This is a genomic window from Polaromonas sp. P1_F2, assembly GCF_056405735.1.
In genome coordinates this window covers 62,241-74,293 of record NZ_JBFUBN010000015.1, presented here as the reverse complement: position 1 = coordinate 74,293, position 12,053 = coordinate 62,241, and the positions used below count along the sequence as shown (strand labels likewise).

The 12,053-nt window shown below is 68.2% G+C and carries 16 protein-coding genes; 7 read left to right on the top strand and 9 right to left on the bottom strand.

Translation table 11 applies throughout. The features are described from left to right. Positions 1–102: 102 nt before the first annotated feature. The 5 genes from AC1D0O_RS22840 to AC1D0O_RS22820 are packed head-to-tail and all read left to right on the top strand — an operon-like array spanning position 103 to position 3,360. Positions 103–564, top strand: coding sequence for a Spy/CpxP family protein refolding chaperone (locus AC1D0O_RS22840; RefSeq protein WP_477655780.1), 462 nt, complete (start codon positions 103–105; stop codon positions 562–564). Then, the gene (locus tag AC1D0O_RS22835; RefSeq protein ID WP_477655779.1) at positions 557–1,012 is read left to right on the top strand and encodes a DUF4260 domain-containing protein; all 456 of its coding nucleotides are present in this window, start codon (positions 557–559) and stop codon (positions 1,010–1,012) included. The genes AC1D0O_RS22840 and AC1D0O_RS22835 overlap by 8 nt, the downstream gene beginning before the upstream one ends. Next, positions 1,009–1,380: a hypothetical protein gene (locus AC1D0O_RS22830; RefSeq protein WP_477655778.1), complete on the top strand. Its 372-nt coding sequence runs from the start codon at positions 1,009–1,011 to the stop codon at positions 1,378–1,380. The genes AC1D0O_RS22835 and AC1D0O_RS22830 overlap by 4 nt, the downstream gene beginning before the upstream one ends. Before the next feature lie 7 nt (positions 1,381–1,387). Further along, a complete protein-coding gene (locus AC1D0O_RS22825; protein ID WP_477655777.1) occupies positions 1,388–2,071 on the top strand; it encodes a response regulator transcription factor in 684 nt (227 codons plus the stop codon). Continuing rightward, complete coding sequence (locus tag AC1D0O_RS22820) at positions 2,068–3,360, top strand: sensor histidine kinase (RefSeq protein ID WP_477655776.1); 1,293 nt, start codon at positions 2,068–2,070, stop codon at positions 3,358–3,360. Before AC1D0O_RS22825 ends, AC1D0O_RS22820 begins: the two co-directional genes overlap by 4 nt. Positions 3,361–3,405: 45 nt before the next feature. On the opposite strand, the gene AC1D0O_RS22815 is transcribed toward AC1D0O_RS22820, so the two are convergent. Next, positions 3,406–4,305 carry a LysR family transcriptional regulator gene (locus AC1D0O_RS22815; RefSeq protein WP_477655775.1) on the bottom strand — a complete coding sequence of 300 codons (900 nt, stop codon included), beginning with the start codon at positions 4,303–4,305 and terminating at the stop codon, positions 3,406–3,408. Between the two features lie 201 nt (positions 4,306–4,506). Between AC1D0O_RS22815 and AC1D0O_RS22810 the strand changes: the two genes are divergently transcribed. Further along, on the top strand, positions 4,507–5,913 hold the full coding sequence (locus AC1D0O_RS22810) for an MFS transporter (RefSeq protein WP_477655774.1): 1,407 nt from the start codon (positions 4,507–4,509) through the stop codon (positions 5,911–5,913). Here the strand turns inward: AC1D0O_RS22810 and AC1D0O_RS22805 are convergent. Beyond that, positions 5,910–6,749 (bottom strand): DMT family transporter, encoded by an 840-nt coding sequence (locus AC1D0O_RS22805; RefSeq protein ID WP_477655773.1) that lies wholly within the window; start codon positions 6,747–6,749, stop codon positions 5,910–5,912. The genes AC1D0O_RS22810 and AC1D0O_RS22805 overlap by 4 nt on opposite strands. Positions 6,750–6,961: 212 nt before the next feature. On the opposite strand from AC1D0O_RS22805, the gene AC1D0O_RS22800 reads away from it, so the two are divergent. Further along, positions 6,962–7,162, top strand: a complete 201-nt coding sequence (locus tag AC1D0O_RS22800; RefSeq protein WP_477655772.1) for a hypothetical protein — start codon at positions 6,962–6,964, stop codon at positions 7,160–7,162. Here the strand turns inward: AC1D0O_RS22800 and AC1D0O_RS22795 are convergent. Genes AC1D0O_RS22795 through AC1D0O_RS22765 form a run of 7 tightly spaced genes read right to left on the bottom strand, consistent with a single transcriptional unit; the run spans position 7,156 to position 11,940 of the window. Next, positions 7,156–7,848 (bottom strand): helix-turn-helix domain-containing protein, encoded by a 693-nt coding sequence (locus AC1D0O_RS22795; RefSeq protein WP_477655771.1) that lies wholly within the window; start codon positions 7,846–7,848, stop codon positions 7,156–7,158. The genes AC1D0O_RS22800 and AC1D0O_RS22795 overlap by 7 nt on opposite strands. 10 nt (positions 7,849–7,858) lie before the next feature. Further along, positions 7,859–8,896, bottom strand: a complete 1,038-nt coding sequence (gene lipA / locus AC1D0O_RS22790) for a lipoyl synthase (RefSeq protein WP_477655770.1) — start codon at positions 8,894–8,896, stop codon at positions 7,859–7,861. A 37-nt stretch (positions 8,897–8,933) separates the two neighbouring features. Beyond that, positions 8,934–9,641, bottom strand: a complete 708-nt coding sequence (lipB, locus tag AC1D0O_RS22785; RefSeq protein ID WP_477655769.1) for a lipoyl(octanoyl) transferase LipB — start codon at positions 9,639–9,641, stop codon at positions 8,934–8,936. Positions 9,642–9,673: 32 nt separating this feature from the next. Next, positions 9,674–10,000, bottom strand: a complete 327-nt coding sequence (locus AC1D0O_RS22780; RefSeq protein ID WP_477655768.1) for a YbeD family protein — start codon at positions 9,998–10,000, stop codon at positions 9,674–9,676. A 14-nt stretch (positions 10,001–10,014) separates the two neighbouring features. Next, positions 10,015–10,917 (bottom strand): D-amino acid aminotransferase, encoded by a 903-nt coding sequence (locus AC1D0O_RS22775; RefSeq protein WP_477655767.1) that lies wholly within the window; start codon positions 10,915–10,917, stop codon positions 10,015–10,017. Positions 10,918–10,963: 46 nt separating this feature from the next. Further along, positions 10,964–11,497: a DUF2062 domain-containing protein gene (locus AC1D0O_RS22770; protein ID WP_477655766.1), complete on the bottom strand. Its 534-nt coding sequence runs from the start codon at positions 11,495–11,497 to the stop codon at positions 10,964–10,966. Further along, positions 11,494–11,940 carry a DUF4149 domain-containing protein gene (locus tag AC1D0O_RS22765; RefSeq protein WP_477655765.1) on the bottom strand — a complete coding sequence of 149 codons (447 nt, stop codon included), beginning with the start codon at positions 11,938–11,940 and terminating at the stop codon, positions 11,494–11,496. Before AC1D0O_RS22765 ends, AC1D0O_RS22770 begins: the two co-directional genes overlap by 4 nt. Between the last annotated feature and the right edge of the window lie 113 nt (positions 11,941–12,053).

The window sequence follows — 12,053 nt, the reverse complement described above, 5'->3', positions numbered from 1 at the left end:
CGCCCCGTCGAAACAAAGCGAAACATCCCGCAACCGGCGCGAAAACACCCTCGCGTCCCGCGCGGGCACCATGAAGACCTTCCAACCTCTGCAAGGCTCTTCATGAAACACCGCATCAAAAAAACGCTGCTCGGCCTGTTCGGCGGGGCGCTCATCATCGGCAGCCTGGGCGCCTGCGCGCAGCGCGGCCCCGGCGGCATGCACGGCGACATGGGTTCGCCCGAAGCCCGTGCCCGCATGGTCGAAAAAATCGGCTCGCGGCTGGACCTCGATGCCGCGCAAAAACAGAAGCTCACGGTGCTGGCCGACAAGCTGCAGGCCCAGCGCACCGCCCTGCGCGGCGCCACCGAGCCGCGTGACACGGTTCGCGGCCTGTTCGCCGGCAACAAGCTGGACCAGGCGGGCGCGAAAAAACTGATCGATGAAAAAACCGCGGCCCTGCAGGCCGGCAGCCCCGAGGTGATCGCCGCCGCAGCCGATTTCTTCGACAACCTGCGCCCCGAGCAGCAACAGAAAGTGCGCGACTTCATGGAACGCGGCCGCCGCTGGGGCCACCATGGCTGAGGCGCTGTTCTTCCCGCCCGCCCGCATGGCGCGGGCTGTGCGGCGCGTGAGCACCGTGGCCGGGACCGGCAGCGCCAGCGGCGGCGTGCGCCTGCTGCTGCGCGCCGAAGGCTTGGTGGTGCTGGCCGCTTCGGTGGCGGCCTATGCCCAGTTCGGCGCGGGATGGGGCTGGTTCGCCGCGCTGTTCCTGCTGCCCGATGTGTCCTTCCTGGCCTATCTCGCGGGGCCGCGCTGGGGTGCGTTGGCCTATAACGCGGCGCATTCTTATTTAGGGGCCGTCGGTTTACTGGCTGTGGGCGTGCTCGGTGCTTCACCGATGTTGCTGGCGGCGGCGCTGGTCTGGTGCGCGCACATCGGCTTTGACCGCCTGCTCGGCTACGGCCTCAAGTACAGCGCGGGTTTTGGCCATACCCATCTGGGCCGGCTGGGCCCACAAGACCCGTGGTGAAAACGGCCCACCCCTGGCGCATGCTGCGCGGCTTCCTGTTGCTGGAGGCCGGCCTGCTGGTGGCCGCCTCGCTGGTGCACAGCGGCCTGCTGCTGCGGGGCCATGCCCACGGCCAGGCCCGCATCGCTGAGGCGGTGATCGCCGCTGTGCTGCTGGCGGCCTGGGGGCTCAGTTTTGTGATGCCTGGGCGCACCCGCAAGCTGGCGCTGCTGGGGCAGTCTTTTGCGCTGATCGGCACGCTGGTGGGCCTGTTCACCATCTTTATCGGCATAGGGCCGCAGTCGGCGCCCGACCTGGTGTTCCACCTCGCCCTGGTGACCTTGCTGCTGGCGGGCCTGTACTTTGCGCGCCGCGCGAGTTTCATATGATGGCCGCATGCCCCGTATTCTCCTGATCGACGACGACGAGCACCTGGCCGCGCCGCTGGCCGCTTATTTCGCGCGTTTCGACTTCGTGCTGGACAGCGCGCTGCGCCCCGGCGAAGGCCTGGCCAAGCTGCGCGCCGGCACGTACGACGCGGCCATCCTGGACGTGATGCTGCCCGAGATGGACGGCTTCGCGTTGTGCCGCGAGATTCGCAAGGAAAGCGACATCCCGGTCATCATGCTGACGGCGCGCGGCGACGTGATGGACCGCGTGGTCGGCCTGGAACTGGGCGCCGACGACTACCTGCCCAAGCCCTTTGAGCCGCGCGAGCTGGTGGCGCGCGTGCAGACCATCCTGCGGCGCCAGCGCGCCGTGGCGCCGGCCGGCCCGCGCCGTGTGTTCGAGGGCCTGGTGATCAATACCGAAACGCGCGAGGTGCTGCGCCTGGGCGAGAAGGTCGAGCTGACCGGCACCGAGTTCGAACTGCTGGCGCTGTTGGCGGCCGACCCGGGCAAGGTGTTCAACCGTGACGACATCCTGAACCGCCTGCGCGGCCATGAGGCCGAGCTTTACACGCGCGCGGTCGACATCGTGGTGAGCCGGCTGCGCAAAAAACTCGAGCCGCTGGACTGCATCAAGACGCTGCGCAACGCCGGCTACACGCTGGCGGTGGGCAAGGCGGGCGCGCCATGAGGCGGCCCAAGCGCTGCCGCCCATCCCGGCCCGAGCGCTGGCGCCACCGCTGGGGGCACTCGCTGCGGCTGCGGCTGATCACGGTGTTCCTGCTGCTGGCGCTGGCCATGGGCGCGGTCTTCATGAGCGGCATGCAGCGGGCGTTTTCCAGCGGCTGGCGCGACGCGGCCAGGCCGCTGGTCAGCGACTACATGGACAGGCTGGTGGCCGACCTGGGTTCGCCGCCCGACCTGGGCCGCGCGCAGGCGCTGGCGGCGCGGCTGCCGATCTCGATCCGCATCGAGGGGCCGCAGGTGAACTGGCAGTCGCATCCCGAGCGCAATCGCTTCGAGGGCCGTACCGGCGAGTGGCTCAGCCGCAGCACGGCTGACGGCCACAAGGTGATCTTCGGCCCCGGCACCATTCCCTCGCACGGGATGTTCGGCTGGATCACGCTGGCGCTGCTGCTGGGCCTGCTGGTGGGCGCCTATGCCTATGTGCGGCGCCTGCTGCGCCCGCTGGACGACATACGCGCCGGGGCCGAGCGCTTCGGCCGCGGCGTGTTCGACACGCCCATCCCGCTGCGCCGGCGCGACGAACTCGGCGACCTGGCCGCGCGCGTCAACACCATGGCGCACGACATCAAGGCCATGCTGGACGCCAAGCGCGGGCTGCTGCTGGCACTGAGCCACGAGCTGCGCTCGCCGCTGACCCGTGCGCGCCTCAATGCCGAGCTGCTGCCGATGGCGGGCGAGGGCAGCGCGCCGCGCGAGCGCGAGGCGCTGCTGCGCGACCTCGGCGAGATGCGCGACCTGATCAGCGACCTGCTCGAAAGCGAGCGCCTGGCCAGCCCGCACGCCGCCCTGCAGCGCGAGACGGTGGACCTGGCCGCGCTGGCGCGCGAGGTGGCGGCCGACATGCCGCAGGCGGCGGCCGTGGAACTGGACCTGGCGGCTGATCTGCCGCCGCTGGCGCTGGACCGCATGCGCGTGCGCCTGCTGCTGCGCAACCTGCTGGACAACGCGCTGCGCTACAGCGCCGGCGCGGCCAGCCCGCCGCGCGTGTCGCTGCGGGCGGCGGAGGGCGGCGGCGTGCTGCTGGAAGTGCGCGACTTCGGCCCCGGCGTGGAGCCGGCGCAACTGGAGCACCTGACCGAGCCTTTTTTCCGCACCGACGGCGCGCGCCAGCGCGCCACCGGCGGTGTGGGCCTGGGCATGTACCTGTGCCGGCTGGTGGCGCAGGCGCACGGCACGCAGCTGGAGCTGCGCAACGCGGCGCCGGGGCTGGCCGTGCAGGTGCTGTGGCGTTGAAAGGCTGAGCGCTGAAGCGAGGCGCTTCGCCGTAGCGCCCGGCGCTCAGGCCGCTTGCCCGGCGCAGACCTCGCGCACGCAGGCGCGCAGCCAACGGTGCGCCGGGTCGGCATCCAGCCGCGGGTGCCACATCAGGGACACGGTGATCTCCGGCGTGGCGACCGGCAGGGGAAAGCTCAGCATGCCGGCGCGCAGCTTGCCGGTATGCCGCTCGGGTACGCTGGCGACCAGGTCGGATTCGCGGGCCAAGGCCAGCGCGGCCGAAAAACCGCCGACGATGGCGGCGACCTCTCTTTGCAGCCCGAGCGGCGCCAGGGCTTCGTCCACCGGCTCCGCGCCCAGGCCGCGCCGCGAAACGGCGATGTGCCGGGCGGCCGCATAGCGGGCCGGCGTGATGTCGCCTTCAGCCAGCGGGTGGCCCAGGCGCACCGCGCCTATAAAACGGTCGCGGAACAGGGCCTGCGCGCGCAGCTCCGGCGCCGTGGTCTTGCCGATCACGCCGGTTTCCAGGTCGACGGCGCCGTCGCGCAGCGGCGTGCTGTCTTTGTCGAGCTTCTGCACAAAACACAGGCGCACGCCGGGCGCGTCGCGGCCGACACGGGCCAGCAGCGCCGGCCCGAAGTTCTCGACAAACCCTTCGCGGGTGCGCAGGGTGAAGGTGCGCACCAGCCGTGTGAGATCCAGTGTTTCGGCGGGGCGCAGCACCGCTTGCGCGTCCTGAACCAGCCGGCCGACCTGTTCACGCAGTTCGATCGCCCGGGGCGTGGGCACCAGGCCGCGCCCGGCCCGGACCAGCAGCGGGTCGCCGGTGGTCTCGCGCAGGCGGGCCAGCGCCCGGCTCATGGCCGAGGGGCTGAGCCGCAAGCGCCTGGCCGCGCCAGCCACGCTGCCTTCGGCGAGCAGCACGTCGAGCACGGCCAGCAGGTTGAAATCGGGGGTGGACATGGCCGAACCATAGCGCATTTGCCTGTGACATGGCGTTTAATGCACGAATAAAGTGCAAATGCTGCGTCTTCCGCTATGTGAGGCAAAAACTTAGGCTTGAGACCTCGGGTAACTCCATTCCGTGAGTTGCCAACGAAATAGAAAGCGCAGTCCATGCCCAAGCCAATCCCTGCCAAATTCGATAAGGCCGCCCCGCCATCCATGCCAGCCTCAGTACGCTGGGCGCTGTCCGGACTTTCACTGTCCATGCTGCTGTCCTCGCTGGGCACCAGCATCGCCAATGTCGGCCTGCCCACCCTGGCGCAGGCCTTCAGCGCCTCTTTCCAGGAAGTCCAGTGGATCGTGCTGGCCTACCTGCTGGCCATCACCACCCTGATCGTCGGCGCCGGGCGGCTGGGCGACATCGTCGGGCGGCGGCGCCTGCTGCTGGCCGGCATAGCCCTGTTCACGGCGGCTTCGGTGCTGTGCGCAGTCGCGCCCACGCTCTGGCTGCTGGTCGCGGCACGGGCGGCGCAGGGCCTGGGCGCCGCCGCCATGATGGCGCTGACCATGGCTTTTGTCGGCGAGACGGTGCCCAAAGCCAGAACCGGCAGCGCCATGGGCCTGCTCGGCACCATGTCCGCGGTGGGCACCGCGCTGGGCCCCTCGATGGGCGGCGTGCTGATCGCCGGCTTCGGCTGGCGGGCCCTCTTTTTGGTCAACCTGCCGCTGGGCCTGCTCGCGCTGTTCCTCGCTTACCGCCACCTGCCGCCGGATCGCCCGGCCCAGGCCGATAAATTCGGCAGGGCCGGTTTCGACGCCGTGGGCACGCTGCTGCTGGCCCTGACGCTGGCGGCTTATGCGCTGGCCGTGACCCTGGGGCGCGGCAATTTCGGGGCGCTCAACATCGCGCTGCTGTCAGCGGCCGCGCTGGGCGCCGGCCTCTTTGTGTTCGCCGAGGCCAGGGTCGCATCGCCGCTGGTCCGCTTGGCGATGTTCCGCGACCCGGTGCTGAGCGCCAGCCTCGCGATGAACGCGCTGGTTTCGACGGTGATGATGGCGACATTGGTGGTCGGGCCTTTCTACCTGTCGCGCGCGCTGGGGCTGGGCACGGCGCTGGTGGGGCTGGTGCTGGCGGCGGGCCCGGTGATCGCCGCGCTGAGCGGGGTGCTGGCGGGCCGGCTGGTCGACCGCCTGGGCGCGCCCGCCATGGTCGTCGTGGGGCTGGCTGCCGTGGTCGCGGGCGCCATCGCGCTTTCCGTGCTGCCGGCGCTGTTCGGCCTTGCGGGCTATCTTGCCGCCATCGCCGTGCTGACGCCCGGCTACCAGCTGTTCCAGGCCGCCAACAACACGGCCGTCATGGTGGACGTCGCGCCGGAGCGGCGCGGCGTTGTGTCCGGCCTGCTCAATTTGTCGCGCAACCTGGGGCTTGTCACCGGCGCTTCCGTCATGGGCGCGGTGTTCGCATTCGCCTCGGCGGCCAGCGACATCACGGCGGCAAACCCCGAGGCGGTGGCCGCGGGCATGCGGACCACCTTCGTGGTCGCGGCGGTTCTGGCTGCTGTCGCGCTGGCTGTGGCGCTGGGGAGCCGGGCGTTCGCGTCGCGTGAAGGTGTGAGCGCGGCCTAACGGGCGCGGGTGCCCAGCACCGCCGCGCCTATGATCATCACGGCCGCCAAGCCTATGCTCCAGCTCAGCGCGCGGCCGCTGACCAACATCAGCAGCGCGGTGGAGCCCAGCGGCGTGAGGTAGCTCAGGATGCCGATCTGCCGTGCGTCGCCGAGCTTGAGGGCCTTGTCCCAGAGGAAAAATGCCGCGCCCAGCGGGCCCAGGCCCATCACGGCCAGCAGCAGCCAGTCCTGCGCGGACAGCACGGCCGCCGGTTCCAGCGTCCAGTGGCACAGCAGCGAGAGCCCGCCCGACACCAGGCCGAACAGGCCAATGGCCGCGGTGGGAAAAGCCGGGACGCGTTTTGTCAGCAGCGAGTAGCTGGCCCAGATCAAGGCCGAGCCCAGCGCCGGCAGGTAACCCCATGACCAGCCGCCCGTGGCCGCTCCGTTGGACGCTCCCAGGATGGCGATCACCGCGCCGGCAAAACCCAGCAGGGCCGCGGCCACATGCACCGTGCGCAGCTGCACGCCGCGCAGGAACAGCGGCGCCAGCACCACCATGAACAGCGGCCACAGGTAGTTGACGAGGTTGGCCTCGACCGCAGGCGCATGCCGCAGCGCGATGAAGAGCAGGAAGTGAAAACCGAAGAGGCCGTACACGCCCAGTGCCAGGGTGGTGGCGGGAATCTTCCAATGCGTCCGGTCTCGCAAGACAAAGGGCAGGGCCAGCACGCTGCCGATCAGCAGCGCGACGCCGGTGAGCAAAAAAGGCGGCACATGTTTGAGTGACACGCCCAGCGAAGCCAGCAAGGCCCAGAGGGCGATGGCACCCAGCGCATAGAGGTTGGCAGGCATGGCGTGAGCATAAAAGCCGCTGCGCCCGCCATCGTCGCGCAAGCACGGTCTGCCGTCGCAAAAACGGGGCCTAACGGGGTTTGTGTCCTACACGAATGCCTACATCCGGTAACCAGCTTCACCTCCCAGGCGCGGGGCGGACACCTGGAGGGCACGGGCCGGGCTTGAAATAAGGGCTCTCATTCCACTTCGACCCACTTCGAGGAGACCCCATGAAAAAGCTTTCCATTCTTTTGCTGTCGGTGATCGGTTTTATGGCCTTGTCGGGCTGCGTGGCCTATCCCGTGCCTTATGACAATGGGCCGCATTACCGCGGCGGCGGCCCTGGCTACGGCGGCCCGCGCTATGACCGTGACGGCGACGGCGTGAGCGACCGCTACGACCGCCGGCCCAATAATCCCAACCGCTATTGAGCCTGTGACTGCCGCCTGAGGGCGGCGGTCAGCGCCGAGGGCGAGTGGTAGCCGCAGTGCAGCGCGGTGTCGGCCACGCTCATGCCGCGGCCGCGCAGTTCCCGGGCCAGGTCCAGGCGTTGCCGGCGCAGCCAGTGCATGACGCTGAGGCCGGTTTCGCGCCGGCAGCGCGCGGCGAATTGCGTCGGGCTTAAGAACACCTGCGCGGCGAGTTGCGCGACGCTGAGCGGCTCATGCAGGCGCTGTTGCGTCCAGCCGGCGAGCCGTTCCCAGTTGATGGGGCGCTGGTAGCGTGAAGGCGATGCCGGTTGCGGCTGCCAGGCCTCCAGCAGCAAGGCTGGGCCGTAATGCTGCGCCAGGCTGCCGCGCTGCTCCAGGGCGTAGGCAAGGTAGTTGCCAAGGGCCAGGGCTTGCGCCGTTTTGAGCGGATCATTGGCGCAGCGTGCCCAGACGGCGTGCGGGGTATCCAGCACGATGCAGCGGCTGCCTTCGCGCGATTCAAAATCATGGTGTTCGCCAGGCGCGATCACGCAGCCTTGGCCGGCCGCGATGCGGCACCCGCGCCCCTGCACTTCCAGCTCGAGCACACCGTCCAGGCCCAGCAGGACCTGGAAGTGTCCATGCGCATGGCTGCCGTGCGAGGCGCCGTAGCGGCGCAGCGACAGGGAGCCTTGCGGCGCGTTCATGTTCCGTGGGTCAGAGGGCGGCGATGGCCGCGTCGGCCTTGTCGGCGACACCGGCCGCATGGGCCTGCTGGTCGGCGTGGTAGCTGCTGCGCACCATGGCGCCGACGGCGGCGTGGGTGAAGCCCATCTTGTAGGCTTCTTCCTCGAACATCTTGAAGGTGTCGGGGTGCACGTAGCGGCGCACCGGCAAATGGCTGGTGGAGGGCGCGAGGTACTGGCCTATGGTCAGCATGTCAATGTTGTGAGCGCGCATATCGCGCATCACCTGCAGGATTTCCTCGTCGGTCTCGCCCAGGCCCACCATGATGCCGCTCTTGGTCGGCACATCGGGGTGCAGGGCCTTGAACTTCTTGAGCAGGTTCAGGCTGAAGGCATAGTCGCTGCCGGGGCGCGCTTCTTTATAGAGGCGCGGCGCGGTTTCGAGGTTGTGGTTCATCACGTCGGGCGGCGCGGCTTTCAGGATCTCGAGCGCGCGGTCGTCGCGGCCGCGGAAGTCGGGCACCAGGATTTCAATCGTGGTGGCGGGCGAGAGTTCGCGGATCTTCTGGATGCATTCGACAAAATGACCGCTGCCGCCGTCGCGCAGGTCGTCGCGGTCCACGCTGGTGATCACGACGTATTTCAATTTCAGGGCCGCGATGGTTTTGGCCAGGTTCAGCGGCTCGTTAACGTCCAGCGGGTCCGGGCGGCCGTGGCCGACGTCGCAGAATGGGCAGCGGCGCGTGCACTTGTCGCCCATGATCATGAAGGTGGCCGTGCCCTTGCCGAAGCATTCGCCGATGTTGGGGCAGCTGGCCTCCTCGCAGACGGTGTTGAGCTTGTTCTCGCGCAGGATCTGCTTGATCTCGTAAAAGCGCGTGGTCGGGCTGCCGGCCTTGACGCGTATCCAGTCGGGCTTTTTGAGCATTTCGCCCTGCACCACCTTGACGGGGATGCGCGAGAGCTTGGCCGCGGCCTTTTGTTTGGCTAGCGGGTTGTAGCCTTCCAGGGCCTGGACTTCACGGACCACCGGGTTGGCCGTGGTTTGGAGGGGGTCGGGTGTGCTCATGAATGTGTTTCGTGTTGGCGGCAGGTGGCTTTGCGCCTTAGGGCGCCAGGTAGGTGACGAGCTTGCGGCCCAGCACATCCGCGGCTTCCTGCCAGCTTGCCGATACCCCGATTGTAGAAAGGTCTGTGGTTTGCAGTCCCACATAGCCGCAAGGGTTGATGCGCGAGAAGGGTTCCAGGTCCATGGCGACATTCAGCGCCACGCCGTGGTAGGTGCAATGCCGGCTGACCTTGATGCCCAGCGCGGCGATCTTGCCCAGGCCCTGGAAAGGGTCGGCCGGGTTCAGCGGGCCGGTCAGCGCGGCATGGGCGGCCGGGTCGTCCAGGCGCACATAAATCCCGGGCGAGCCGGCCACGCGGTGCCCGGTGACACCGAAATGTGCCAGGGTCTTGATGACGGATTCTTCAATCCGGTAGACGTATTCCTTGACGTAGTAGCCGGCGCGCTTGAGGTCGATGAGCGGGTAGGCCACGACCTGGCCGGGGCCGTGGTAGGTCACCTGGCCGCCGCGGTTGGTCTGCACCACCGGGATGGCGCCGGGATCGAGTACGTGGTCGCTTTTGCCCGCCAGGCCCTGGGTGTAGACCGGCGGGTGCTCGCAGATCCACAATTGGTCGGGTTCAGCCAACGAGTCCTGCAGCCCTTCAGCGGCGCCCACCGGATGGCGGGCGGCCGTGAAGGCTTGCATGGCTTCATAGGTGGGCAGGTAGTCGACCCGGCCCAGGTGGCGTGTTTCGGCCTGCATCCGCGCTGTCCGTCTTGTTCAGCTGGTTGGGTTTAGAGAACCACTTTGACCATGGGATGCGTCGACAACGTGCGGTAAAGCTCGTCGAGTTGCTCGCGGCTGGTGGCCGTGACGGTGATGGTCACGCCGAGGTAGTTGCCGCCCTTGCTTTCGCGCAATTCAATGGTGGAGGCGTCGAAGGCCGGGTCGAACTGGTGCGCCACCGAGGTGATGGCGGCGACCAGGCCTTCGATCTTGTGGCCCATGACCTTGATGGGGAACTGCGACGGGTATTCAATCAGCGACTCCTGGCGCGAAGGCTCGGAGCCGGGGACTCCGATGATTTTCGGGTTGTTCGGCGTATCGGGGGATGTCGTCATGGCAAGGGGTCCTTTCAGGCCTGTTTGGCACGCTGGTATTGGGCGTACAGCTTGGCATAGATGGGGCCGGGCCTGCCTTTTTCCAGGCCGTGGCCCACGGGCTGGCCATCAAGCAGGGTGACCGGCAGCACTTCCTTGGTGGCCGAAGACAGCAGGATTTCATCGGCCGCCAGCACTTCGTCGCGCGTGATGCGGCGCAGCTCGAAGGGGGTGCCGGCGGCGCGGCAGATTTCCTCGATCAGGCCGAAACGTATGCCTTCAAGCACCAGGTTGTCCTTGGGCGGGCCCATGACCTTGCCGTCCTTGACGATCCAGACGTTGCTTGAAGAAGCTTCGCTCAGGTGCTCGCCGCGGAACATCACGGTTTCCACCGCGCCGGCATCGACGCTGATCTGGCGCGCGAACACCGCGCCCAGCAGGCTGGTGCTTTTGATGTGGGCTTTTTCCCAGCGGAAGTCGTTGGCCGTCACGCAGGCCACACCGGCCTCGCGCTGCTGCGCACCGGGCAGTTTCATGGCATTGGCCACCGCGAACACGGTGGGCGTGAGGCCGGGCAGCATGGAGTGGTCGCGCATGGCGACGCCGCGGCTGAGCTGGATGTAGACAAGCTGGTTGCCGCTTTCGGCCGGCGTACCGGTGGATTGCGCGTGGGCCGCGATCAGTTTCAGGGCCATGGCCTGCCATTCGCCGCGCGTCATCGGGTTGGGGATGCGCAACTCGGCCAGGCTGCGCTCCAGGCGCGCCATGTGCTGCTCGAAACGGAACAGCCGGCCGCCATAGGCCGGCACCACTTCGTACACGCCATCGCCGAAGATGAAGCCGCGGTCCATCACGCTGATCTTGGCGTCTTTCAGGGGAGTGAATTCGCCGTTGAGGTAGCAGGGCGTGTCGGGAAGGCTGGGGGAAGGCGTGGTCATGGTGAGGTTGAAGAAGAGAAAAAGTGAATGCCGGATTGTCCGGTGTTTAGCGGTGGCGGCGCTTGAACCAGACGCGCAGGCGCCAGGCCAGCTTGACCAGCAGGTAGCCGGCGGTCGAACCCAGCACCGCGAACAGGCCCATGCCCAGTATGGCAGGCCCGCCGAAGGAGGCGAGCCAGGCGACCACGCCCACGCCTTCGGAGATATGCACCGGCGGCGGGGCATCGAGCAGCAGGCTGCCGACCTGGTAGGCCAGCCAGAGCCAGAAGCCCACAGTGAAAGGGTTGGTGATGAAGGTGATGCCGGCCGCGACCGGGATGTTGGCGCGCCACCAGACGCTGTGGGCCGCGGCCGCCACGATTTGCGCGAAGGGAAGCGCAAAAGCCCAGAAGATGCCGATGGCCACGCCGCGCGCCACGGCTTCGTGCTGCAGCCGCCACAGCTGTGGGTCCAGCACACGGTGCGCCACCGGCCTGAGCCAGGGATGGGCGGCCAGCGCCTCGCGGGTCGGCACCGACGCCTTCAGGCGTTCCAGCCAGCCGGCGGGTTTTCGGGGTTTGTGCCGCGGCTTCTTCTTCACGCGAGAAAAATGACGGCGGCGATGGCCAGCGCGCCCAGTGCGAGGTTGACGATGGCCAGGGTGGCGATCTGCCCGACACGGCGTCCGCCCTCGGGCCAGTCGGAGGCGCTGACAGCCAGCTTGAGGCGGCGGAAAGGGCCGAAATACAGGTGTCCGAAAAGCGCGAACATCAACAGGCCCAGGCCGAACATCAGGTGCCAGCCGGTGGGCGCGCTTTTCATGCCGACGGCCAGCAGCATGGCCAGGCCCGTCAGCAGCAGGATCGCGATGGAAACCCACACGCCCACAAAAAAGCGCCGCAGGACCTGCACGATCAGGGGCAGGCGCTGCGGCGGTGCGAGCTGCTCGGCGGCAGCGGGGCGCAGGGCGAACAGCATGAAGGAAATCCCGCCCAGCCAGGCGATGGCGGCGGCGAGGTGCAGGAATTTCATCAGGGCGTGCATGAGGGGGCTTTCAGTGGGGTGGGGCGGCGCCGGCCGTCGGGCCGTGTTGTCGGTCCATTGTGAACCAGCCGCTTGGTGTTTACCCCGATGCACGCGAGGAAGGCCCCTAATTC